Here is a 23,294-nt window from a genome sequence, read left to right as displayed (position 1 = left end):
CCCGTCAGAAACCGTCCCCGCTCCCCGCTCCTGCCGGAGGCCCCCGTGTCCCAGCCAGCCAAGCCGCAGAACCCGATGAGAGCCGCCTTGGCCGCCCTCGCCGGAACGTCCATCGAGTGGTACGACTTCTACGCCTTCGCCACCGCCGCGGCCATCGTCTTCGATGACGTGTTCTTCCCCGCGGACATGCCGCCCCTGCTCAAGACCCTTTCCGCGTTCGGCACGTTCGCCGTCGGCTTCCTGCTCCGCCCCCTCGGCGGCATCGTCTTCGGACACATCGGCGACCGCGTCGGCCGCAAGAAGACCCTCGTCATCACGCTCCTCATGATGGGCATCGCGTCCTTCGCGATCGGCCTGCTGCCCACCTACGCACAGGTCGGCGCGCTCGCCCCCGCGCTGCTGATCACCCTCCGGCTCATCCAGGGCATCGCCATCGGCGGCGAATGGGGCGGCGCGGTGCTGGTCGCCGTCGAGAACGCGCCGAAGGGCCGGGCCACGTTCTTCGGCTCCTTCGCCCAGCTGGGCTCCTCGGTCGGCGCGCTGCTGTCGACCGGCGCGTTCTCGCTGATGCACGTGTGGGGCGACGAGGCGTTCAAGACCTGGGGCTGGCGTGTGCCGTTCCTCGCGTCAGCCGTCCTCGTCATCATCGGACTCCTCATCCGGCTGAAGCTGGAAGAGGCGCCGGTCATGGACGAGATCCGCGCCCAGAGGACGGAGCAGGACAAGCTCCCGGTCGTCGAGGTGTTCCAGACCTCCTGGCGCACCGTCCTCGTCGGCGTCTTCGCCCTCGCGACGGCCACCGGCGGCTACTACGTCGTCACCAGCTACTTGCTGACATACGGCACCGGCGAACTGGGCCTGTCCGAATCCATGCTGCTCAACGGACTGACCCTGGCCGCCTTCCTCGAACTGGCCGTCACCCCCGGCCTGTCCTGGCTCGGGGACCGCGTCGGCGCGCACAAGGTCGTCATCACCGGTCTGATCGGTGTGATCGTCCTTTCCGTACCGCAGTTCATGGTGATGGGCACCGGCAGCGTCTTCCTGATCTACGCGGCGATGCTGGCGATGCGCTTCACGATGTCGGCGCTGTACGGCCCCATCGCGGCGATCCTCGCCGAGGGCTTCGCGCCCCGCGTCCGCTACACCGGGATCTCGCTGTCCTACCAGATCTGCAACATGATCTTCGGTGGCTTCGCCCCACTGGCCGCGGTGTCGCTGACCGCCCTGGCCGGCGGCCACTACTGGCCGGCCGCGGCGCTGCTGATGCTGATCTCGGCCATCGGCATCTGGTGCACGAAGCTCCTGCACCGGATGCGGGACACCCGCCCGGCACCCGTCACGTCCGACCTGGACACGGTGTCGGCCGGCGTCTGACCTGCGTCCGGCGGCCCGATCCCCTCCGGGGCCGCGGCCCTATCGCTCCGGATCCGAGGACAGGGCGGCTGAGGCCGGCGAGGTGATGTCGCCGGAGGGACGGGAAGCGGTGGCGCCGTGCGGGGGTGGAGCCGGATCGGTGTGCGGGATCGCGGCAGTGGAGGGTCCGGCCCGGCCGCCACGAAGCAGGGAGCGTGCGGCCTTCAGGGCGTGGGCGAGCAGGTGCGCGCGCCCGGCGGCGATGGGGCCGAGAACGGCGAGGACGAGGACGTAGCCGGCGATGAACGGGGCGAGACGGCCGTCGAGTCCCGCGCCGGCGGCCATGGCGGCCAGGATCAGCGCGAACTCGCCACGCCCCAGAAGCGTGGTGGCGATGTTCGCGGCGGGCTGGGGGCCGTAGCGGTACAGGCGTGCTGCGAACAGTCCCGCTGCCACGTTCATGGCGATGGTCAGTGTGACGGCGGCGGCGACCGGCACGGTGACGGAGGCGATGTCTGCCGGGTCGATGGCCAGGCCGAAGGCGAAGAAGAAGATCGCGGCGAAGGCGTCGCGCAGCGGATGCACCAGTTCGCGGATCCGCGGCCCGGACGGTGTTCCGGCGAGGATCAGGCCGACCATGAAGGCACCGATGGCGTCGACCACCCCCAGGACCTCGGAGACGCCGGCGATGAGGATCGCGGCACCGAGGAAGCTGATGACCAGCAGTTCGTTGTCACGCACCGCGATCAGCCGCCCGATCAGGCGGGTGCCGTAGCGGGCCGCGACGGCCAGCACCATCAGGAATCCGAACGCCTTCGCCGCTTGGAGGATCGTCTCCGTGATGCCCTGGGCGCCGCTGATGACGGGCTGGAGCGCGGCCAGGAACAGGGCGAGGAAGATGTCCTCCACGACGGTGACGCCCAGGATCAAGCGGGTCTCGGGGCGGGCGATGCGGCCGAGGTCGAGGAGGATCTTGGTGACGATGGCGGAGGAGGAGATGCCCAGCACGCCGGCGAGCACCAGGGCCTCCCGTGCGCCCCATCCCAGGGCGAAGCCGAATCCCAGGCCCGCGCCCACGTTCAGCAGCAGGTAGACACCACCGGCGGTCAGCAGGCGTCTGCCGCCGCGCCTCAGGTCGTCGAGCTGGAACTCCAGACCCAGGTAGAACAGCAGAAGCACCAGCCCGAGCGCGGAGAGCATCTCGAAGTCGTGCGCGTCCTCGACCAGCACGATGCCCGGAGTGTGCGGGCCGAGCAGGATGCCGGCGAGTATGAACAGCGGGATGGTCGGAAGGCCGATCCGCCTGCCGAGTCGGGCGAAGACGGCGGCGGCCAGGAAGGCGCCGCCCATGGCGAGCAGGGTGTCAGCATGCCCCACGGGTCACCACCTTCCGCAGTGTGGTGGGGATGGCGTGCCGCAAGTGACGGAAGCGGATACTTCCTCCTTTGTTCCGGTCGGTCAGGCCCTGGGGTTTGCTGCCGGGACGGGACGCGCCGGCGCATGTAAGGGGAGCTCGGGGCGGCGGCCCGGGTCCTTCGGCGGGTCCAGCAGGGACGTCGCCATCCCCGCGACGACCAGGCCTGACGCGAGGAGCAGGCCCTGCGGCAGCACCATGCCCGTGACGAGCATCGCCGACGCGAGGACCAGCAGCGCCCAGGCCCGGCCGCGCCGTCGCCGGTACTCGCGCGGCCGGCGTGGGTGCGCTGTCCGCAGACCGTGGGCGAACCGGGGGTCGCTCCGCCGGGTCTGCGCCTCGAGGTCGTGCAGTGGATCGATGTCGGGCTCCGTCATGACTCCTCCTTCCGGAGACCGGCAAGTGGGGGGTCCATGCCACCGTCACACGCGGGCGTGCGCCGCCACCATCGGGGACAGCACCCATTCCCGCAGGTGTCTGACCCTCACGAACGGTCCTGCACGTGGGGGTCGGCACCGATGAACACCGGCGCACCGCACTCCGCCGCCGACTCCACCGGCGCCCGGAGGACGCGTGGCCCCGCGGACCGATCTCCGCGTCGAGCACGGTCCTCGATCCGCGGGGCCGGGGTGCCGGACGACCGGGCGATCTCGGCAGCGGGCGCCAACTCCCCCCGCCGTAAACCTCGTTGACACCCGTTCGTCGGCAGCGGTTTGATCTGGACGCCATCGAACACATGTCTCTGGAAAGGGAACACTTCATGACGCGCAGCAAGGCGGTGACGGCCGGCACGGCCCTCCTCGCGAGCGGTGCCCTCGTCGTCGGCATGGCAGGTTCCGCCTCCGCGAGCGGCCTCAACGTGAGCGTCAGCAGGTCCTGGGGAACGGCGACGTTCTATCCCGACGGCGACTGGCTCTATGTGACCGACACGTCCGCGGACGGCTACTCGGTGCAGGCCAAGATCGAGCGCTGGCAGAAGATCAACATCGACGCGTGGGGCTGGCGGGACCACCGGACCGGCTGCTACGACACGACCAGCATCGGCCAGCCCGGCACCGGCATCACGACCTGCAACTACGACCTGACCGAGAACGACACGGTGCGGGTCTGCATAGTCCGCAGCAAGGACGGCGTGCGAAACGGCGACTGGCTGTGCAGCGGATCCACCAAGGCCTGATCACGGGCAGGGCCTCCGACGCCGGTCGGAGGCCCTTTCGCGTACAACACGCAAGTGGGGCAGACGAGTCGGGCTGTACGCCGGGTTCTGTGCCCCGGGACCTCGCGGTCGTCGGGGCGACGGCCATCCATCTAGGACCGGCGTTGCCGCCGGCCTCGTGCGGTCTACCCGCGGACTCGGGCGGGCAGCCCTCGAACGTCCGCGCAGGACCACCTTGCGGCGGTCCCTCTTGACCTTGCTCCAGGTGGGGTTTACCTAGCCGCCTGAGTCACCTCAGGCGCTGGTGGTCTCTTACACCACCGTTTCACCCTTACCGAGGACCGAGATCCCCGGCGGTCTGCTTTCTGTGGCACTGTCCCGCGGGTCACCCCGGGTGGCCGTTAGCCACCACCCTGCCCTGTGGAGCCCGGACGTTCCTCGGGAGGATCACTGCTGATCCCCACGCGGCCGCCCGCCCGGCTCGTCTGCCGTGGTGACCATGCTACCTGCCGTTTCACAGGAAGTCGGCGGTCTCCAGGTCGAAGGCGAACGACGCGGCACGGCAGTCATGTCGTCAGCGTCGGACATCGAGGCACCCGCCCGTCCATGTGATCGGGGTCGTTCCCTCGATCGTGGCAAAGGGTCCCGCTCCGCCGACCGGGCGGCGCTTGACCTTGTCGCGGCGTCAACGTTTCTACTGAAATCATGCGAATCGGAGAGATCGCCGCGATGGTCGGTGTGACCACGCGCGCCGTCAGGCACTACCACCATCTGGGGCTGCTGCCCGAGCCCGTCCGGTTGCCCAACGGGTACCGGGAGTACAGCGTCCGCGACGCCGTGCTGCTCGCGCGGATCCGGCGGCTCACCGAGCTGGGGCTCGGGCTCGACGAGGTGCGCGACGTGCTCGCCGAGGACGCGGGGCGGGATCTCGTCGAGGTGCTGGAGGAGCTGGACGCCGACCTCGGGCGGCAGGAAGCGCTCATCCACGAGCGGCGGGCGCGGCTGACCCCGCTCCTCGAACAGGCCCGGGAGGGGCGGCTGCCCGCGGAGGGACCGGTGTCCCCGAAGCTGGCGGAGCTGTTCGGGGACATGGCGCGCGCGTCCGCGGCGCTGCCCGGGCCGGAGCCCGCGATGGCGGCCAAGGACCGTGAACTGCTGGCGCTGCTCGACACGATGGCGCCCCCGGCGGAGCAGGAGCGGCTGATGGGAGCGATGCGCCGGATGACCGAGGCTCCGGGCGCCATGGAGCAGGCGTACGCGCTGTACGAGGAGCTCGACGCGCTCGCGGAAGCCGACCCGGCCGACCCGAGGGTGGAGCGGACGGTCCAGGGCCTCGCCGACATGCTGCCCGACGAGGTGGTGGCGCAGCTCGGCACGGACCGGCCGCCCCCGGAGGGGTTCCTGGACGCGTTCCTCGCGGACTTCTCGCCCGCGCAGACCGCCGTCGTGGAACGTGCCCTGCGGCTGGTCATGGAGCGTGCCAGGTGAACCGGCTGCTGAGGGCCCTGCGGGGCGTGGCCTACGCGGTGCTGCCCGCCGAGTTGCTGCTCGCAATGTGCCTGGTGGGCGGTGTGCGGATCCCGGCCGTCGCCCTCGCCGTCGCAGAGGTGGCCGTCGTGCTGCTGCTCGCCGCGGAGGTGTTCGCCTATCTGCGGCTGCGGAGGGGCGGGCTGACCGGGCGGCAGGCACTGGCCGAGCTCGTCCCGCTTCCCGTGCTGCGGCTTGTCGGCCATGAACTGCGGCTGATGTACAGCCTGGTCCTCCGGGTCGCGCGGCGCCGTGACGGCGTCGGGCCGGACGACCGCGCTTTCGGGCACGCCCGCGACCAGGCCGCGCTGATGTACGGCTTCACCTTCGTCTGCGCCGTCGAGACGGTCGTCATGGCGGTGCTGTTCCGGAACTGGCCGTTCGTGCACGCCGTGCTGCTCGTCGTCGACGTCTACACCGTCCTGTTCATGCTGGGCCTCCAGGCCGCTTCCGTCACCCGCCCGCACGTCCTGTCCGCGGACACGCTGCGGCTGCGCCAGGCCGGCCATGTGGACCTGCGGATACCCCTGGAGCGGATCGCGTCCGTACGGTACGAACTGCTCTTCACGCACGAGAAGCAGGACGAGGTCCTCGACCTGAAGATCGCCGGGCAGACGTCGGTGACGCTGGAGCTGTCCGAGCCGGTGACGTACACCGGTCTGCTGGGGCGCGAGCGGCCCGTCCGGACGGTCCGCGTGCACGCCGACGACGCCAGGGCGTTCGCGAAGGCCCTGCGGGAGGCGGTGGGCGGGGAGCGCCCGGCGAAGGCGCCGGTCACGCCGGCGTGAACCGCACCGTCGCCCGTCCCGGGTCGGCCTCGGTGAGCCGCACCCTCAGCCGCTCCCCCAGCGGCAGCGCGCCGTCGCCGCCTTCGACTCGCGCCACGACGGCCGGTTCCTCGAGGTGGACGGTACCGGCCGCCGGGTCGTTCTCCTTCACGTCGACGACGACCGCGTCGAAGACCTCCCCGATCCGGTCCCGCAGCACGATCGCTTCGACGATGTCGAGGCACTCGCGTTCGACGGTGTTGCCGCGCCGGCCGCCCTCGGCCATCTCCTTGGGGAGGGTGTCCAGGGCGGTGGTCACCCACTCCGGCGGCTCCTGCCCCGCGACGGCGGCGAGGCACAGCTCACCCGCGTACCGGTCGACGAGCCGGCGCAGCGGCGCGGTGCAGTGCGTGTACTCGGCGGCGACCGCCGCGTGGACGGCCGGCACCGGAAGCACCCCGCCGGTGAACGCCGTGTACCCGGCGCCGCGCAACAGCGTCGTGCACTCCTGGAGGAACGCCGCGTTGCGCGGCTCGCGCGGGTCGAGGGAGCGGACGAGGTCGGCGTACGAGACGTGGTGGGGCCAGTCGACGTGCAGGGCCTTCGCCGAGCGGCGCAGCCGCGCCACGGCCCCGTCCGGGGCGGTCGGCAGGGTGCGCAGGATGCCGGTGCCCGACGCGGTCATGAGGCCGGCGGCGGCCATGCCGGTGAGCAGCGAGATCTGCGCGTTCCAGTCGTCGGCGGGGCGCGGGGCGCGGTACTCGAGGACGTACCCGCCGTCCCGCTCGGTGACCTCCTGCTCGGGAACGTTGAGGGAGATCCCGCCGCGTTCGACCTCGAGCGCCTCGCGCAGGGTGCCGATGTCCTTGAGGAGGGCGAGCGGTTCCTCGGCCGTGCCGGTGTCGATCTGCCGCTGCGCTCCCTCGTAGTCCAGCCTGGCCCGGCTGCGTACGAGCGCCCGGCGCACGTCCGTGGTGACGGGACGTCCCTCCGCGTCGAGATCGAGCCGCCACAGCAGCGCGGGGGCGCTCTGACCGGGCAGCAGGCTGGCGGCCCCCTCGGAGAGACCGGGCGGGTGGAGGGGGACCTTCCCGTCGGGGAAGTACAGCGTCTGCACCCTCCTGTGGGCCTCTGCGTCCAGCGCGGAGCCGGGCGTGACGAAGGCGGCGACGTCGGCGATCGCATAGTGGACGCGATAGCCCCCGTCGCGGCGGGCGAGGTGCATCGCCTGGTCGAGGTCGACGGAGCCGGGCGGGTCGATGGTGAACAAGGGGATGTCCGTGGCGTCCTCGGCGGGCAGCCGCGGGGTCCTGACAGCGGTCTCTGCCTCGGCGAGGACCGCTGCCGGGAAGTCCCCCGGCACGTCGAGCGTCGTGCGCAGCTCACGCAGGGCGGCGCGCAGCGGGGCCTCGGCTGCGCCGGTCGCTTTCATGTGGCGGCGGGGCATGGACCGAGCGTAGGTCGCGTCGGGGGCGGTGGCATTTCGGCGAGGAGGGGCCGCCTTTGTACTCTGGCGCGGGGCCGCACCCCCACCCCGTGTCCGTACGAAGGAGACCTGCCGTGCTTGTGCTGTTGCCGCCGTCGGAGGGCAAGGCCGATTCCGGCCGCGGGGCTCCGCTGAAGCCGGAGTCGCTGTCCCTGCCGGGGCTCGCGGAGGCACGGCAGGCGGTGCTCGACGAGCTGGTCGAGCTGTGCGTCGCCGACGAGACGAAGGCGCGGCAGGTCCTCGGCCTGAGCGAGGGACTGCGCGGCGAGATCGCGAAGAACGTGGAACTGCGGACGGCGGGGACCCGTCCGGCCGGTGAGATCTACACCGGCGTCCTGTACGACGCGCTGGGCCTCGCGACGCTCGACGCGGCCGCGCGCCGGCGGGCCCGGCAGTCGCTGCTGGTGTTCTCCGGGCTGTGGGGCGCGGTCCGGATCGGCGACCGCATCCCGCCGTACCGCTGCTCGATGGGCGTGAAGCTGCCGGGCCTCGGCGCGCTCGGGGCGTACTGGCGCGGCCCGATGGAGTCCGTGCTCCCCGAGGAGGCCGGCGGAGGGCTGGTGCTCGACCTGCGGTCGTCGGCGTACACGGCGCCGTGGAAGCCGAAGGGCGAGGTGGCGAGCCGTACGGCGACGGTGCGCGTGCTGCACTCCCGGATCGATGAGTCGACCGGGCTCGAGAAGCGGTCCGTGGTCAGCCACTTCAACAAGGCGACGAAGGGCCGGATCGTCCGCAGTCTGCTGGAGGCGGGGGCGGCGCCCAGGTCGCCGGCCGCGCTGGTGGAGGCGTTGCGGGACCTCGGCCATGTGGTCGAGGCGGAGCCTCCGGCGACGGCCGGGAAGGCGTGGGCACTGGACGTGGTGGTCTCCGAGATCCACTGACTGTTGCAGTGTGCGCAACGCTCGTTGCGCCTGGTGCTCAGGCTGGGCAGGATGGGGCGCATGACCTCCGTGCTCGGCCTCGCCCCCGTGATCCCTGTCGTCGTCGTCGACGACGCCGCCACTGCCGTACCGCTCGCCCGTGCCCTCGTCGCGGGCGGCCTGCCGGCGATCGAGGTGACGCTGCGGACACCGGCCGCGCTCGACGCGATCCGCGCGATCGCGGCGGAGGTGCCCGACGCGGTCGTCGGCGCCGGCACGGTGATCTCACCGGCCGGTGTCTCCTCTGCGGTGGCGGCCGGAGCACGCTTCCTCGTCAGTCCCGGGTGGACGGACACCCTGCTCGACGCGATGAAGGCCTCCGGCGTGCCGTTCCTGCCCGGTGTGTCCACGACGTCGGAGGTAGTGGCGCTGCTGGAACGCGGGGTGACGGACATGAAGTTCTTCCCCGCTGAGGCGGCGGGCGGCACGCCCTACCTCAAGTCCCTCGCCGGCCCGCTCCCCCAGGCCCGCTTCTGCCCCACGGGCGGGGTGTCGCTGGCCACGGCCCCGGCGTACCTCGCACTTCCCAACGTGGCGTGCGTGGGCGGCACATGGATGCTGCCCCCGGCCGCGCTGACGTCCGGGGACTGGGGCCAGGTCGAATCCCTGGCGCGGGAGGCGGCGGGGCTGGGTCGCGCAGGGGCGGTGTAGGTGACCGTCCGGGCCGCCGTCGACCACAAGGGCCCCAGCACCAACCGGCGCTACAACCGCCGACGCCACGACGCCCGTCCCGCGCGCCCTTGCTGCTCGCCCGGCGAACCAAGCCCGGATCCACGGCTGCTGCCACGGTTGAACAACATCGGCAGCATCCGCCTGCACCGCCCCGACGACACCCGACCCGGCCGGCCCGCCCTCGGCGGCTCGCTCACGAGGCCGATCCGCGCTGGTGCCAGAGCGAGGACACCGGGTGCGGGTACCGGCAGCATCGCCGGTGTTTCCGGCTGTCAGTTGAAGATGTCCAGGAGGTCCGGCCAGGAGCCTGCGTCGTCGGCGGGGCGGGGCCGCATCGGGAGCGGATCCGGGTAACTCTGCGCTGCGGCCCTCGCGCGGACGATGTCGGGCCCGCCGCACGCCGCGACCGCGAAGGCGCCGAAGACCTTGGCGAACGCGGCCGGGTCGCGGAACTCCACACCGAACGCTCGGCCGTCCCACAGCGGCACCCACACCACCCGGTCGAACCGTGTCCATTCCGCCACCGGCTGGTCGTCCGCGGTCGACCGCCCCTCCAGCCACAGCCGCGCCACGTGCAGCAGGTTCACCTTCTCCATCGGCAGCCGCTTGCGCCGCACCCGCAGTTCACGCGCCGTCAGCTCGACGCGCTGGTCCTTCTTCGGGTACCAGACGACGCCGATCCCGAACGGCACCCACAGCAGGACCCCGATCACCGGCCAGATCAGAGCGTCGCCCCACGACCGGAGCAGCCCGCCGTCCAGCAGGCACAGGGCCCCGAAGACCAGGACCCACTTCGCCGTCATCCGCCAGAATCCGCTGCCCTGCCGGTACAGGACCCGTCGCTTCCCCATCCTCGCCATGCCCGCACGCTATCCGCCGCCCCGCAGCAAACCGTAGGCGCCCTACGCCCCCACGGGGGCGGGTGGCATCACCGACGGGGAGATCAAGGACACCGCGCGAAGCGCGGTGCGGGGCCGGGCTTGCCCGCCGCGCGGCGGAGCCGCACATCGGTACAGCGTGAAGAGGCGGGGAGGGGAGCACGCGGCCCCGCCCCACGACGCGTCACCGCAGGTGCGACGTGTCGTTCAGCAGCCGCAGCGACGCGTTGCCGTCCGCGTAGTACGCCACCGCCGACAGCGACGCCGCCGACAGTTCCATCCGGAACAGCGACTCCGGTGGGGCGCCGAGAGCCAGGCGGACCAGGGTCTTGACCGGGGTCACGTGGGTGACGAGGAGGATCGTGCGGCCCTGGTGCAGGGCGAGGAGCTTGTCGCGTGTGGCGGCGACCCGCCTCGCCACCGTGGCGAAGCTTTCGCCGCCGCCCGTCGGCGCGGCCTTCGGGGAGGCGAGCCACGCTTCGAGGTCGTCGGGGTAGCGCTCACGTACCTCCGCGTAGGTCAGGCCCTCCCACGCCGCGAAGTCGGTCTCGCGCAGGCCTTCCTCGATGCTCACGCCGAGGCCCAGCTTCGCCGCGACGGCGTCGGCCGTCTCACGGCAGCGCCGCAGTGGGGAGCTGATGATCGCCTGGATCGTGCCGCGCTCGGCGAGCGCCGCTGCGACGGCGTCGGCCTGCCGGCGGCCGACGGCGGAGAGCACCGGGTCGCTGCCGCCGCTGCCGGAGAACCGCTTCTGGGGGGTGAGCACCGTCTCGCCGTGGCGGAGCAGGACGAACGTGGCGGGCAGGCCCAGGTCGGGGGCGCCCCACCCGGCGGACGGGGCCGCCGGCGTCGCCAGAAGCTCCGCGCCGGCGACCGCGTCGGAGACGACGGGAGCGGCGGCAGCGGACGCGCCCCCGGTGCGGACGAGCGCCGCCCGGGCCTTCGCGGCGCCGGCCGCCGCGTCGCCCACCACGCGCGCCGCTTCCTCGTCGCGTGCGTCGAGGGCCGCGGTGGAGCGCGACGGCTCCCACTGCTTGCCCTGCTTGCCCGCGTCCATCGCCTCGTTGGCGAGCCGGTCGGCGTGCTTGTTGCGCTCGCGGGGGATCCACTCGTAGGTGACCTGCGCGGGCGGGAAGACGCGTGCGGCCTCCGCGGCCAGCGGCTTCATGTCGGGGTGCTTGATCTTCCAGCGGCCCGACATCTGCTCGACGACCAGTTTGGAGTCCATCCGTACGCGGACGAGCGCCTCCGGGTCCAGGGCGTGGGCCGCCTTGAGACCGGCGACGAGGCCCTTGTACTCGGCCACGTTGTTGGTCGCCACGCCGATGTACTCCGCGGCCTCGGCGAGCGTCTCGCCGGAGACCGGGTCGAGGACGACCGCGCCGTAGCCGGCGGGGCCGGGGTTGCCTCGTGAGCCGCCGTCCGCCTCGACGACGAACTCGCGCGGTACCGGCACTACAGCCCCGATTCGGACGTGCGGACGAGGATGCGGCGGCAGTTCTCGCAGCGCAGGACCGTGTCGGGCGCGGCGGCGCGGACCTCGTTCAGTTCGGTGATGTTCAGCTCGAGCTGGCAGCCCTCGCAGCGGCGCTGGAACAGCCGGGCCGCGCCCACGCCGCCCTGCTGGGCACGGAGCTTCTCGTACAGCTTCATCAGGTCGGCGGGGACGGAGCCGGCGACGACCTCGCGCTCCTTGGTGACGGACGCGGCCTCGCTGTCGAGTTCCTGCTCGGCGGCGTCCCTGCGGGCGGTGGCGGCGTCGGCCTTGGCCTGCACGGAGGAGACACGCTCGGTCAGTTCGGCGACGCGCTCCTGCACGGACTCACGGCGCTCCATGACCTCGAGGACGATGTCCTCCAGGTCGCCCTGGCGCTTGGCGAGGGAGACGATCTCCCGCTGCAGGTTCTCCAGGTCCTTGGGCGAGGTGATCGCGCCGGAGTCGAGCCGCTGCTGGTCGCGGGTGGCGCGCTGGCGCACCTGGTCGACGTCCTGCTCCGCCTTGGTCTGCTCGCGGGCGGTGTCGCTCTCCTCGGTCTGCGCGGCGACGAGCAGGTCCCGCAGCTGAGTGAGGTCCTTGGTGAGCGACTCGATCTCGGCGTGCTCGGGCAGCGACCGGCGCTTGTGCTCGAGCTGCGACAGGCGCCGGTCGAGGGACTGGACGTCGAGAAGTCGGATCTGGTCGGCGGGCGCGGCGTTCAGTTGGGGGCTCCAGAGGAATCGTGGTGGGAGGACCAGGGGTCGGTGACCGTCGTGGAGACGTGGACCCGCAGGTCCCAGCCGTACCGGTCGGAAATCGCGTCGAGCTGCGCCGCGGCCTGTTCGCACCAGGGCCATTCGGTCGCCCAGTGCGCGGCGTCGACCAGGCCGAGCGGCGAGTGCTGGGTGGCCTCCGACGCCGGGTGGTGGCGCAGGTCCGCGGTGAGGAAGGCGTCGACACCGGCGGCGCGCACGTGGTCGAAGAGGCTGTCGCCCGAGCCGCCGCTCACCGCGACGGTGCGGACCGTCGCGTCGGGGTCGCCGGCGAGGCGGATGCCCTGCGCGGTGGCGGGGAGTCGCTTCGCGGCGCGCGCCGCGAACTCGCGCAGCGTCTCCGGATGGTCCAGCTCGCACACCCGGCCGAGGCCGCGGCGGCCGTTCGGGTCCGAGGCGTCGGGGACCAGGGGCCGTACGACGCGCAGGTCCAGCGCGCCGGCGAGGGCGTCGGAAACACCGGGGTCTGCGGTGTCGGCGTTGGTGTGCGCGACGTGCAGGGCGATGTCGTTCTTGATCAGCGTGTGCACGACCCGGCCCTTGAAGTGGCCGGCCGCGACCGTCGTCGTGCCGCGCAGATAGAGCGGGTGGTGGGTGACGAGCAGGTGGGCGCCGAGCCGCTGCGCCTCCTCGACGACGTCCTGGACGGGGTCGACGGCGAACAGCACCCGGAGGACCTCGGCGTCGGGGTCTCCGCAGACGGTACCGACGGCGTCCCACTGTTCGGCCCGCTCTGGGGGCCAGAGGGCGTCGAGCGCGGAGATGACTTCAGACAGACGGGGCACGCAGCAAAGGCTACCTGCCCCGCCCGCCTGTGCGGCCGTGCCCTACTTGACGAGGAAGCCGCGCAGGTCGTCGAGGACCTCCCCGGCGGCGGTGACGCCGAGACCCAGGTACCAGGTCTCGTCGGGAACGTCCTTGGCCTGCCCGGCCTTCACGGCCTTCAGGTCCTTCCACAGCGGGTTGGACTCGGCGGTGTCGCGCTTGGTCTTGGACGGGTCGCCGTAGACGCCGGTGAAGATCCAGTCGGCGTCGGCCTCGTCCATCTTCTCCGGGCTGATCTCGGCGGCGAGGTCGTTGATCTGCTGGTTCTTCGGCCGCGGGACGCCGGCGTCGTCGAGGATCGTGCCGATGAAGGACGCCTTCGCGTAGAGGCGGATCTTGCCCGGCATGTAACGGAGCATGGTGACCGTCGGCTTGTTCTCGCCGAGGTCGGTGCCGAGCTGCTTCGCCTTCTTCTCGTACTCGCCGAGCTTGGCCTTCGCCTCCGCGGTCCTGTCGAGCGCCGCGGCGTTGAGGAGGTAGTTCTCCTTCCAGGTGAAGCCCGGGCGGATGGAGAAGACCGTCGGCGCGATCTGCGACAGCTCCTCGTACTTGTCGCTCGCGCGCAGCTGGCTGCCGAGGATCAGGTCCGGCTTGAGGGCGGCGATGGCCTCGAGGTTGAGGCTGTTGATGGTGCCGACGCTCTTGGGATTGCCGGCTTCCTTCCTCAGGTAGCCGGGGATGCCGTCGTCGCCTTCGGTGGGCGCGTAGCCGACGGGCCGGATGCCGAGGGAGGCCACGTTGTCCAGCTCGCCGACGTCGAGGACGACGACCCGCTCGGGCGCGGCCTTGATCTCGGTCTTGCCGAGGGCGTGGGTGATGGTGCGGGGGAACTCGCCGGGCTCGGCGTCCGTGCCCATCGCCGCCGTCTTGGCGGCGGCGTCGCCGAAGTCCTTGCCGCCCTGGGCCACGGCCTTCTTGCCACCGTCGTCCGCCTTGGCGCCCGCGTCCTTGTCCGCACCGCCGCCGGCGCCGCAGGCGGCGAGGGAGAGAGCGGCTGCGAGGGCGACTGCGGCGGCTGTGCCACGGCGGCGTAGGGACATGACGTGCTCCTGATCCGGTACTTAGGTGGGCCTTACCTTAAGCACGGCCAGGCCAGGGAGCACAACCGTCTCCTCAATCTCAGGCGAATCAGGGCATGGCCACCCTTATGTGTGAAGAGACCTCTCACGTGTTGTTCGGCAGGAAGTGCGATACCTAGCTTCGGAGGCCGGAGGTGAGGCATCGATGACAGCCTGTGCCATCGAGACCGCCGCGGCAGACGGGGCGGTGGCGAGTACGGACGGTACGGACGGTTCTGACGGCGCACGGACCACGGGCGAGGCGGAGGTCCCCCGCGGCGCGGCGGCCCCGGCGATCACGATCACCGCGGACGGCACGTACGGTGCCCGCCTGGCAGGGACGGGCGACGCGCTGTTCCCCGAGCGCTGGACCCTCGACGGCCCGGAGCCGTACGCCGTTCCGCTGCCGCTCGACCAGCCGGAGGAGCGCGACGCACAGGTCCTGCCGCTCTCCGACGGCCGGGTGCTGATCAGCCGCCGGGTCGCGGAGCGGCACACCTTCTCCCTGCTGTACCCGACCGGCCCGGCGACCGGCGAGCTACCTCTCGGGGCCGTCCCCTCCGAGGAGTTGACACTGCTGCCGCCGTCCCCGGACGGGGTCCTCGCCCACGCCCTGGTGCCGAACGCGCACTCCACCGGCATCTGGATGGTGGCGGGCGGCGCCCGCGGCCCCGAGCGCATCGCGGAGGTGGCGGGGCACTGCTCGGGCGGCGCGTGGCTGGACCGTGCGGGACGGCTGCTCGCGCTGGACCGCAGGCGGCCGGACGGCGGCCCGGTCAAGACGGTCGTGGTCGACCTGGCGCGCGGCGGCGAGGTGACGCCGCTGCTGCAGATCACGGAGGAGAGCGACGACCGGCTGCTGGTCGCGGACGCCGACAGCGGTCTGCTGCTGATCCGTTCGAACGCGCCCGGGCCCGGGCAGCACCGGCTCGGCTGGGGCGTGTTGGGCAGTGCACGGCCGGTGCGTTTCCCCCGGAGCCTGCGGCTGCCGGACGCGCTGGTGACTCCGTTCGCGGTGCAGCCGGGGCAGGTCCTGATGCCGGAGAGCTGCGCGGTGGCCCTGCGGATCGACGGCGCGGCCGGAAGCTGGGTGGGCCTGTGGCGCCCGTCGGCCCGCCGGATGATCCAACTCGCACCGCCGGAAGGGTGGTTGGCGGGCGCCGGGACCTGGAACCGGGACGGCGTGCTCCAACTGCCGTGCGCGACCGAGTCGGTGCCGTGCGGGGTGACCCGTACGGAGGTTCCGGAGGCCCTCTGCGCCTCTGCAGAAACCTTCGGTCACATGGCGGCCACAGAACCGGCACAAGCGGAAGCCGCAGGTGGGGAACCGTGCGAGGGCTCCGAGGGTCCTGTTGTGTGCAGGCCCGTTCCGTTGCAGCAGGCGCCGCTCACCGGGCGCGGTTCCCGTGGTTAGACTCACGGGCCGGGGCGACCGGGCCACGGTTGCGGCCGACGGCCGGGGGGCCTGCGACACGTGTAAGCAGCGATTTGTACGGGGTGACTTCCCACATGTCAGAAGCCCGAACCGACACGACCCACACGCGCCCGCGTCCGCAGCCCGCGGCGACGGGGCGGGGCGAAGCCGGCGGCGGCGCGAGTCCGGGCGCGGGGGCCGGTAGGCACCGGGGTGGCGCGGCGGCGAAGGACGAGTCGTCGGCGCCGGGGCGGGGGCGGCATCGGAGGCCGTCCGGGGGCGACGGAGCGTGAGGGCAGGGGCGCGGGTCGGGGCGCCCGCCACCCCCTACCCCCGCCTCAGCCCCAGCACCTCCCCCGCCGCGAACGTCTCGCCCTGTGGTCTCGACCCGAAGTACGGCGTCAGGACACCGTCCAGTTCCTCGAAGCTGAACGTCGGGCCCTTCGACAGTGACGCGTCGAACTGCGCCGCCACCCGGGGACGTTCCACCACCGCCACCATGCCGCCGTGTACGACCAGCAGTTGGCCGTTGACGACGGCCGCCGCGGGTGAGGACAGGTAGCCGACCAGAGGCGCGACGTGCTCCGGCGACAGGGCGTCGAAGCCGCCCGGTTCCGCTTCCGCGAAGCCCGCGAAGACGTCCTCGGTCATGCGGGTCCTCGCCCGGGGGCAGATCACGTTCGCCGTGACGCCGTACTTCGCGAGGGCGTGCGCCGTCGAGGTCGTCAGGCCGACGATGCCGCCTTTGGCGGCCGCGTAGTTGGGCTGGCCCGCCGAGCCGGCGAGGAACGCCTCGGAGGAGGTGTTGACGATCCGTCCGTACACCTGGCCGTCCACCGCGGCCTTGGCACGTTCCCTCCAGTGCGCGGCCGCGAATCGCGTGGTGTTGAAGTGGCCCTTGAGGTGGACCCGGATGACGGCGTCCCATTCGTCCTCGCTCATCGAGAAGACCATCCGGTCGCGCAGGATGCCCGCGTTGTTGACGAGGATGTCCAGCTTGCCGTACTCGTGGACCGCCAGGTCGACCAGGGCGCGGGCCGTACGGAAGTCGGCGATGTCGCCCGAATGGGCCACGGCCCGGCCGCCCGCCGCGCGGATCTCGTCGGCGACCGACCGGGCGACCGACCGGGGGGCCGACCGGGGGGCCGACCCCGCCACGGATCCGGCGACCGCCTCGTCCCGTCCCGGCGGCCCGTAGTCGTTGACGACGACGGCCGCACCCAGCCGCCCCAGTTCCAGCGCCTCCGCCCGCCCGAGGCCGCGGCCCGCGCCGGTGACGATCGCGCTCAGACCTTCGAGAGGGAGTGACATGCGTCCCGTCCCCTCAGATCTCGATGCATGTTCGGAGGGCCTCACCGCTGCGCATCTGCGCCACCGCGTCGTTGATGCCGGCGAGCGGCACCCGGTGGGTGATGAGGCCCGCCAGGTCGATCCGTCCGGCCCGCCAGAGCGCGATGGCCCGTTCGTAGGAGCGCAGCACGTCCCCGCCGCCGTACAGGGACGGCAGGATGCGCTTCTCGTCGAAGAACAGCTCGAACATGTTGAACCGCACGTCGTCGTCCATCGCGCCGGCGCCGACGATGCACAGCGTCCCGCCGCGCCGGGTCGCCTCATAGGCCGTGCGCGTCGTCGCCGACTTCCCGACGACCTCGAAGACGTAGTCGAAGCCCTCCCCGGCGGTGATCCGCTGCTTGGCGTCGCCGAGTGCCTCCGGCTCCACCGCTTCCGTCGCACCGAAGCGCAGGGCGGCCTCACGCCTGGACGCGACGGGATCGACGGCGACGATCTGGGCCGCGCCCCGCAGTTTCGCGCCCTGGATCGCGGAGATACCGACGCCGCCGCAGCCGATGACGGCGACGGAGGAACCGGTCTCCACCTGTGCCGTGTTGATGGCGGCGCCGAGTCCGGTGGTGACGCCGCAACCGATGAGGGCGGCGATGTCGAAGGGGACGTCGTCGGGTATCGGCACCGCGCAGCCCGCGTCGACGACGACCTCCTCGGTGAAGGTGCCGGTGCCCGCGAAGCCGAAGACGTCTCCGCCGGGGCGGCGGAAGTTGGGCGTGCCGGCGTTCATGAACCCGGCCAGGCACAGATGGCCCTGCCCCCGCTTGCAGGACGCGCAGGCTCCGCAGGCGGGCAGCCAGCACATCAGGACCCGGTCGCCGACGCCGAGTCCGCCGACCCCGTCGCCGACGTCGAGGATCTCGCCGGCGCCCTCGTGGCCGGGCACGAAGGGGGCGGGCTGCGGCAGGACGCCGTTCATGGCGGAGACGTCGGAGTGGCACAGGCCGGTGGCCCTGATCCGGATCCGTACCTTGCCGGGGCCGAAGCCCACCGCCTCGACGTCGTCGAGGACTTCGAGTTTGTCCTGGCCGATCTCGTGCACTACGGCTGCGCGCATGGTGCGGATCCCTTCACACGGTTTCTACGAGGGTGTCGGCGAGGACGGGGGCGTCGTCCCGGTCGGCGGCGGTCACCACGACCTGGACCCCGCCGGGCAGGTCCCACATCCGGATGCGGAGGGTCTCGCCGGGGAAGACGACGCCGGCGAAGCGGGTGCGGTACGAGCGGACGCGGGTGACGTCCCCGCCGAGCAGGGTGTCGATGACGGCCTTCAGGGTCGTGCCGTACGTGCACAGGCCGTGCAGGATCGGCCGGTCGAAGCCGGCGAGCTTGGCGAAGTCGGGGTCGGCGTGCAGGGGGTTGAGGTCGCCGGAGAGCCGGTAGAGCAGGGCCTGGTCCTCGCGGATGTGCCGCTCCACGGTCCGGTCGGGGGCGCGGTCGGGTAGATCGAGGCGCTCGGAGGGGCCACGTTCCCCGCCGAAGCCGCCTTCGCCGCGTACGAAGAGCTGGGCGTCGCTGGTCCACAGCGGCCCGTCGTCGTCGGCCGCCTCGGTGCGCAGGACGAGGATCGCGGCCTTTCCCTTGTCGTACACGGCGGCGATCCGTGAGGTGGCGGTGGCCGTGCCGGTGACGGGGATCGGGCGGTGCAGTTCGACGCGCTGGCCGCCGTGGAGCACGGACGCGAGCCGGATGTCGAGCCCGGGAAGGTCGAGGCCGCCGACGACGCCCTTGCCCGCCCCCGCGACGGTGGCGAAGCTCGGCAGCACGTGGAGCCGGGACTCGAGGGTGTAGCGCAGTTCGTCGGGGTCCGTGGCGGGGCGGCCCGCGCCCACGCCGAGGTGGTACAGCTGGATGTCCTTGTGGTCCCAGGTGACGGTGGTGGAGCGGGGCTCCGCGGCGACGGCCCTGGCGGCGTCAATGGGCATGGGGCTGCTGCTCCTCGGTGAGGTGAAGACCTCGGCACGGCCGTCCGCACCGTCGGCCGCACCGAGGTCGTACAGGACCGGCCAGGCGAGCCGTTCTAGAACGCGTTCTAGGCCGATGGCCCTATGTATAGCGCGGCCTCCGGAGGTTGTGAAGACTGCTGACGATACGTCAGCTACGCGTGCCGGCCGTGCGCGCCCGGGACATTTGTCACCGTCGGGTCCGTACATACGGTTCTGCCGGGCGGGCCTGCCGGTCCGTAGCGTCGGAGCCATGAACCGTTCCAGGACACGTCAGTGCGGTGGGCCCGTGGCAGCCGGTCCGCCAGGCGGATTCGCGATGCTGCCCTGGCTGCTGATGGGGCTCGGCGCCGTCGCCAATCTCGTCAAGGGCGAGACCCCGAACCCCTGGGTCGGCGCCCTCGGGGTGCTCGCCTTCAACACGCTCTACCTCGCCGTCGTCTTCCGTGCCTTCGACGACGCCAGGCGCGACTCCGCGGTGACCCGGGGCGCCCTGGTGGCGCTGGCCGCGCTCACCTTCTGCCTCGCCGCCGGCTACGGCGGTGACTGGCTGCTCTTCTTCCCGCTCCTCGGCCTGGCCGTGGGCGCGGCGCTGCGGGGCCGTCCGCTGATGTGGGCCGTGGTGCCGCTGTGCGTGGCCGCGGGCGCCGTCGCCGTCCGGCGGGACGGCTGGGTCGCGATCAGCGTCGTGTACGGCACGTTCCTCTCGTCGATGGTGACCGCCGCCGTCTTCAAGCTCTCCGAGACGGTGGGCGAACTGCGCGCCGCCCGCGAGGAGCTGGCCCGCGGCGCCGTCGAGCAGGAACGGCTGCGCTTCTCGCGTGACCTGCACGACCTGCTGGGCCACACCCTCTCTGTGATCGTGGTCAAGGCGGAGGCCGCCCGCCGGCTGGGAGAGAGGGACATGCGGGCGGCGCTGACCCAGATCGCCGACATCGAGGCGGTGGGGCGCCAGGCCCTCACGGAGATCCGCGAGGCGGTCACCGGCTACCGCGAGGGGAGCCTGACCGCGGAGCTGGCCCGCGCCCGCGACACCCTGACCACCGCCGGCATCGACCCCCTCGTGCACCTGTCGGGCCCGCTGCTGGAACCGGAGGCGGAGACCCTCCTCGGCTGGGTGGTGCGGGAGTCGGTGACCAACGTCGTACGCCACTCAGGGGCGTCCCGCTGCGAGATCGCCCTCACGGGCGCCGCCGGCCACGCCCGTCTCACGGTCACGGACGACGGTCGTGGCCCCGGTCCGTCGCCGGGCCCGTCCGGCAGCGGTCTGCGGGGCCTGTCGGAACGGCTCGCGGCGGCGGGCGGCACGCTGACGTCGGGCCCGGCCCCGCAGGGCGGCTTCCGCGTGACCGCCGAGGTGCCGGTCGCGGCCGTAGCCTGAATCCATGAACGAGATGCCCCAGGACCACAGACCGGCGAAGTCGGTGCGTGTCCTCCTCGCGGAGGACCAGGGCATGATGCGGGGCGCGCTCGCGCTGCTGCTCGGTCTGGAGGCCGACATCGACGTGGTGGCACAGGTGGGGCGTGGTGATCAGATCGTGGACGCGGCGCTCACCTCCCGGCCGGACGTGGCGCTGCTCGACATCGAACTCCCGGGGCGCAGCGGCCTGGACGCCGCCGCCAACCTGGCGCGGGAGGTGCCGGACTGCCGGGTCCTGATCCTCACCACGTTCGGCAGGCCGGGCTATCTGCGGCGGGCCATGGAGGCGGGCGCGGCCGGGTTCCTCGTCAAGGACGGGCCGGTGGAGGAGTTGGCCCAGGCTATCCGGCGGGTGCTGACCGGCGAGACGGTCGTCGATCCGGCGCTGGCCGCGGCGGCGCTCGGCGCCGGGCCGAACCCGCTGACGGCCAGGGAACGGGACGCTCTCGGCGCGTCGGTGGACGGGGCGACGGTCGCCGACATCGCGGAGACACTGCACCTGTCCGAGTCGACCGTACGGAACTACCTGTCGTCGGCGATCGGCAAGACCGGCACCCGCAACCGCATGGAAGCCGTCCGGGCCGCCCGGCAGCAGGGCTGGCTCTGACGACCGCACCCGGCGTGCCCCACCGTCGTCATGCCCGGTCCGCCGCGGGCCGCGGCAGCCACAGCAGCATGAGCACCGCGCCCGCGAGGAGCACACCCGCCCCCGTACGGAAGGCCAGCGCGTAACCGGCCGTCAGGTCCTCCGGTCCGGTGGCACCGCCGGAGCGTGCGGCGGCGACGGTCGACAGGATCGACAGGCCGAGCGCACCGCCCATCGTGCGGGAGGTGTTGATGAGGCCGGAGACCAGGCCCGCGTCGTCGGGGTCCGCGCCCGAGGTGGCGAGAGCGGCGAGCGGCGTGGCGGCCAGACCGATGCCCGCCATCATCAGGATCCCGGGGCCCGCGATCGCCGTGAGGTACGTGCCGTCGGCGGTCATCGTGGACTGCCAGCCGAATCCGGTCGCCGCGATCAGGGTGCCGAGGACGGCGACGTTGCGCGCGCCGCCTCCGGCCATCAGCGACGGCGCCAGTTTCGAGCCGACGATGACGCTGACGGAGCTGGGGACGAGGGCGAGGCCGGCCTCGAGCGGCGTGTAGCCGAGGACGTTCTGGGCGTACACCGTCATGAAGAACCACATCGCGAACGACGCGGAACCGGTCACCAGCATGCACACGTTGGCGGCGGACACGGCCCGCGAGCGGAACAGCTTCAGCGGCATGAGCGGCGCCTTCGCCCTGTCCTCCACGGCCAGGAACAGGCCGAGCAGCGCGAGCCCGCCGAGCAGCGGCAGCAGCGTCCCGCCGGCGCCCCAGCCGGACTCCTCCGTCTGCACGATGCCGTATGCCACGGCGGCCAGACCGCCCGTCACCAGCACCGCGCCGGGCAGATCGAGCCGGCGGCTGCCGCCGGTGCGGCTCTCCGTCAGCCACAGGACGGCGGCGGCCAGCACCAGCACGCCGACGGGGACGTTGATCAGCAGCACCCAGCGCCACGACAGCAGGTCGGTCAGTACCCCGCCGACGAACCCGCCCGCCGCGCCGCCCGCGGCTCCGACGGCCGCCCAGGTGGCGATCGCCCGGGTCCGTGCCGGGCCCGGCGGCACGGCGGAGGTGATGATGGTCAGGGTCGCCGGCGCGAGCACGGCCGCGCCGAGCCCCTGCACCGCGCGTGCGGCCAACAACTGCCAGCCCTCCTGGGCGAGTCCCCCGGCGACGGACGCGGCGGTGAACAGGCTCAGCCCGACGATGAACATCCGCTTGCGGCCGAAGATGTCGGCCGCCCGCCCGCCGAGGAGCATGAACCCGGCGAACGCGATCGAGTACGCGTTGAGCACCCATTGCAGCCCCGTCGCGGAGAGCCCGAGGTCGGCACGCATCGACGGCAGCGCCACGTTCACCACGGACACGTCCAGCACGACGAGGAACGCGCCGGCGCACGCCGCGAGGATCACCGCCCAGGTACGGGGCGAGGGCGTGGTGGGCGCGGGGGCGAGCGACTTCTGCGCGTTCGAGGGGGCTTGGGGCATGCCTGTCATGGTCGCAGCGACACGTCGGTCCGTACATCCTGATTTCGACGTACGGCTCATGTGGCAGGGGACCAGGACCAGGGACCTAGGAGGGCTCTGTCTCCGTGATGGCGGCGACGGCATTCCCCGGGGCAGGTGTGCGCGGGCACGCGGGTGGTCACGGCCCACCTCGGCCGGACGGGTGCCGTGGTGGGTGTTGTACCGGCCGCCGGGCACCGGCCCACGGGCGGCGGCCGCGGTGAGCCGATTGATCCCCGTCGTCTCGTGGAAGTGCTGTTGCACGTGACGCTACTGCCCCATGAGGAGGAGGAAGTGCGATGACCATCGCTCCTGAGGTTTCCGTCCGGCGTGAGCGGCGGGCGGCGGTCCCTGTCGTGGTGGCCGCGGCCATGGCTCCGCTACTGGTATGGCTGGTGGCCGACCCGCTGCTCGGCGCCCGGCTGGAGGTGTTCACGCCGCGGGGCGCGGTGGAGCTCGGTGCCCCGCCGATTCTGATCGCCGGCGTCCTGTCCGCACTGGCGGGCTGGGGTCTGCGCGGTCTCCTGGACCGGTTCGCACCGCGGCGGGGCCGGACGATCTGGGTCGTGACGGCCGTGCTGGCCCTGGTGCTGTCGTTCCTGCCGCTGACGGACCCCGCCATCAGCACCTCCACCCGCCTGTGGCTGGGCCTGATGCATGTCGTCGTGGGAGCCGTGCTGATCGCCGGGCTCGGTCGCCGCAGGGATGACCGGCAGCCCGTCGCCGGAAGGCGTGACTGACGGTCGGTCCGGTGGCGAAGGAAACGGCGGGACGGCA

At 72.4% G+C, this 23,294-nt stretch carries 22 protein-coding genes and 1 other RNA gene; 10 read left to right on the top strand and 13 right to left on the bottom strand.

The features are described 5' to 3' along the window. Positions 1 to 45 precede the first annotated feature (45 nt). Positions 46 to 1,374 (top strand): MFS transporter, encoded by a 1,329-nt coding sequence (locus GLX30_RS25140; protein ID WP_159692583.1) that lies wholly within the window; start codon positions 46 to 48, stop codon positions 1,372 to 1,374. A 39-nt stretch (positions 1,375 to 1,413) separates the two neighbouring features. Here the strand turns inward: GLX30_RS25140 and GLX30_RS25135 are convergent, their stop codons facing one another. Both GLX30_RS25135 and GLX30_RS25130 read right to left on the bottom strand, forming a co-directional pair. Then, positions 1,414 to 2,730: a cation:proton antiporter gene (locus tag GLX30_RS25135; protein WP_159692581.1), complete on the bottom strand. Its 1,317-nt coding sequence runs from the start codon at positions 2,728 to 2,730 to the stop codon at positions 1,414 to 1,416. Between the two features lie 81 nt (positions 2,731 to 2,811). Further along, on the bottom strand, positions 2,812 to 3,144 hold the full coding sequence (locus GLX30_RS25130) for a DUF3040 domain-containing protein (RefSeq protein WP_159692579.1): 333 nt from the start codon (positions 3,142 to 3,144) through the stop codon (positions 2,812 to 2,814). A 383-nt stretch (positions 3,145 to 3,527) separates the two neighbouring features. Here GLX30_RS25130 and GLX30_RS25125 point away from each other — a divergent pair, with 383 nt between their 5' ends. Next, entirely contained in the window at positions 3,528 to 3,944 is a 417-nt protein-coding gene (locus GLX30_RS25125; protein ID WP_159692577.1) for a hypothetical protein, read from the top strand. Positions 3,945 to 4,004: 60 nt separating this feature from the next. Here GLX30_RS25125 and rnpB read toward each other — a convergent pair. Further along, positions 4,005 to 4,407: RNase P RNA component class A (rnpB, locus tag GLX30_RS25120), an RNA gene on the bottom strand. Between the two features lie 221 nt (positions 4,408 to 4,628). On the opposite strand from rnpB, the gene GLX30_RS25115 reads away from it, so the two are divergent. Both GLX30_RS25115 and GLX30_RS25110 read left to right on the top strand, forming a co-directional pair. Further along, positions 4,629 to 5,411, top strand: a complete 783-nt coding sequence (locus tag GLX30_RS25115; protein WP_159692575.1) for a MerR family transcriptional regulator — start codon at positions 4,629 to 4,631, stop codon at positions 5,409 to 5,411. Then, a complete protein-coding gene (locus GLX30_RS25110; RefSeq protein WP_159692573.1) occupies positions 5,408 to 6,238 on the top strand; it encodes a hypothetical protein in 831 nt (276 codons plus the stop codon). The genes GLX30_RS25115 and GLX30_RS25110 overlap by 4 nt, the downstream gene beginning before the upstream one ends. Here GLX30_RS25110 and GLX30_RS25105 read toward each other — a convergent pair. Next, the gene (locus tag GLX30_RS25105) at positions 6,225 to 7,664 is read right to left on the bottom strand and encodes an RNB domain-containing ribonuclease (RefSeq protein ID WP_159692571.1); all 1,440 of its coding nucleotides are present in this window, start codon (positions 7,662 to 7,664) and stop codon (positions 6,225 to 6,227) included. The two genes, GLX30_RS25110 and GLX30_RS25105, sit on opposite strands and share 14 nt — an antisense overlap. A 113-nt stretch (positions 7,665 to 7,777) precedes the next feature. On the opposite strand from GLX30_RS25105, the gene yaaA reads away from it, so the two are divergent. Continuing rightward, positions 7,778 to 8,584 (top strand): peroxide stress protein YaaA, encoded by an 807-nt coding sequence (yaaA, locus tag GLX30_RS25100; protein WP_159692569.1) that lies wholly within the window; start codon positions 7,778 to 7,780, stop codon positions 8,582 to 8,584. A 60-nt stretch (positions 8,585 to 8,644) separates the two neighbouring features. Then, entirely contained in the window at positions 8,645 to 9,274 is a 630-nt protein-coding gene (eda, locus tag GLX30_RS25095; RefSeq protein ID WP_159692567.1) for a bifunctional 4-hydroxy-2-oxoglutarate aldolase/2-dehydro-3-deoxy-phosphogluconate aldolase, read from the top strand. A 293-nt stretch (positions 9,275 to 9,567) separates the two neighbouring features. Here the strand turns inward: eda and GLX30_RS25090 are convergent, their stop codons facing one another. The 5 genes from GLX30_RS25090 to GLX30_RS25070 all read right to left on the bottom strand — a co-directional run bounded on the left by GLX30_RS25090 (position 9,568) and on the right by GLX30_RS25070 (position 14,288). Further along, complete coding sequence (locus GLX30_RS25090; RefSeq protein WP_159692565.1) at positions 9,568 to 10,155, bottom strand: hypothetical protein; 588 nt, start codon at positions 10,153 to 10,155, stop codon at positions 9,568 to 9,570. Between the two features lie 202 nt (positions 10,156 to 10,357). Next, entirely contained in the window at positions 10,358 to 11,629 is a 1,272-nt protein-coding gene (locus GLX30_RS25085) for a bifunctional RNase H/acid phosphatase (RefSeq protein ID WP_159692563.1), read from the bottom strand. After that, positions 11,629 to 12,372: a C4-type zinc ribbon domain-containing protein gene (locus GLX30_RS25080; RefSeq protein ID WP_159695239.1), complete on the bottom strand. Its 744-nt coding sequence runs from the start codon at positions 12,370 to 12,372 to the stop codon at positions 11,629 to 11,631. Before GLX30_RS25080 ends, GLX30_RS25085 begins: the two co-directional genes overlap by 1 nt. Next, complete coding sequence (locus tag GLX30_RS25075) at positions 12,369 to 13,208, bottom strand: Nif3-like dinuclear metal center hexameric protein (RefSeq protein ID WP_159692561.1); 840 nt, start codon at positions 13,206 to 13,208, stop codon at positions 12,369 to 12,371. Before GLX30_RS25075 ends, GLX30_RS25080 begins: the two co-directional genes overlap by 4 nt. Before the next feature lie 42 nt (positions 13,209 to 13,250). Further along, positions 13,251 to 14,288: an iron-siderophore ABC transporter substrate-binding protein gene (locus GLX30_RS25070; RefSeq protein WP_159692559.1), complete on the bottom strand. Its 1,038-nt coding sequence runs from the start codon at positions 14,286 to 14,288 to the stop codon at positions 13,251 to 13,253. A 184-nt stretch (positions 14,289 to 14,472) separates the two neighbouring features. Here GLX30_RS25070 and GLX30_RS25065 point away from each other — a divergent pair, with 184 nt between their 5' ends. Then, complete coding sequence (locus GLX30_RS25065; protein WP_159692557.1) at positions 14,473 to 15,720, top strand: hypothetical protein; 1,248 nt, start codon at positions 14,473 to 14,475, stop codon at positions 15,718 to 15,720. A gap of 327 nt (positions 15,721 to 16,047) precedes the next feature. Here the strand turns inward: GLX30_RS25065 and GLX30_RS25060 are convergent, their stop codons facing one another. Genes GLX30_RS25060 through GLX30_RS25050 form a run of 3 tightly spaced genes read right to left on the bottom strand, consistent with a single transcriptional unit; the run spans position 16,048 to position 18,989 of the window. After that, on the bottom strand, positions 16,048 to 17,031 hold the full coding sequence (locus GLX30_RS25060) for a 3-oxoacyl-ACP reductase (protein WP_159692555.1): 984 nt from the start codon (positions 17,029 to 17,031) through the stop codon (positions 16,048 to 16,050). Positions 17,032 to 17,044: 13 nt separating this feature from the next. After that, the gene (locus GLX30_RS25055; RefSeq protein ID WP_159692553.1) at positions 17,045 to 18,121 is read right to left on the bottom strand and encodes a Zn-dependent alcohol dehydrogenase; all 1,077 of its coding nucleotides are present in this window, start codon (positions 18,119 to 18,121) and stop codon (positions 17,045 to 17,047) included. Between the two features lie 13 nt (positions 18,122 to 18,134). Next, positions 18,135 to 18,989 (bottom strand): MaoC/PaaZ C-terminal domain-containing protein, encoded by an 855-nt coding sequence (locus GLX30_RS25050; RefSeq protein WP_159692551.1) that lies wholly within the window; start codon positions 18,987 to 18,989, stop codon positions 18,135 to 18,137. Between the two features lie 271 nt (positions 18,990 to 19,260). On the opposite strand from GLX30_RS25050, the gene GLX30_RS25045 reads away from it, so the two are divergent. Continuing rightward, complete coding sequence (locus GLX30_RS25045) at positions 19,261 to 20,388, top strand: sensor histidine kinase (protein ID WP_159692549.1); 1,128 nt, start codon at positions 19,261 to 19,263, stop codon at positions 20,386 to 20,388. Between the two features lie 4 nt (positions 20,389 to 20,392). Beyond that, complete coding sequence (locus GLX30_RS25040) at positions 20,393 to 21,034, top strand: response regulator transcription factor (protein WP_208545482.1); 642 nt, start codon at positions 20,393 to 20,395, stop codon at positions 21,032 to 21,034. 28 nt (positions 21,035 to 21,062) lie between these two features. Here GLX30_RS25040 and GLX30_RS25035 read toward each other — a convergent pair whose 3' ends face one another. Further along, a complete protein-coding gene (locus tag GLX30_RS25035; RefSeq protein ID WP_244258282.1) occupies positions 21,063 to 22,499 on the bottom strand; it encodes an MFS transporter in 1,437 nt (478 codons plus the stop codon). Positions 22,500 to 22,816: 317 nt separating this feature from the next. Between GLX30_RS25035 and GLX30_RS25030 the strand changes: the two genes are divergently transcribed. Next, complete coding sequence (locus GLX30_RS25030; protein WP_159692547.1) at positions 22,817 to 23,257, top strand: DUF6069 family protein; 441 nt, start codon at positions 22,817 to 22,819, stop codon at positions 23,255 to 23,257. Positions 23,258 to 23,294 lie beyond the last annotated feature (37 nt).

The organism is Streptomyces sp. Tu 2975, assembly GCF_009832925.1.
GTDB lineage: Bacteria > Actinomycetota > Actinomycetes > Streptomycetales > Streptomycetaceae > Streptomyces.
The sequence above is the reverse complement of the archived record's forward strand: the minus strand, read 5'-3'. Positions and strand labels throughout refer to the sequence as shown.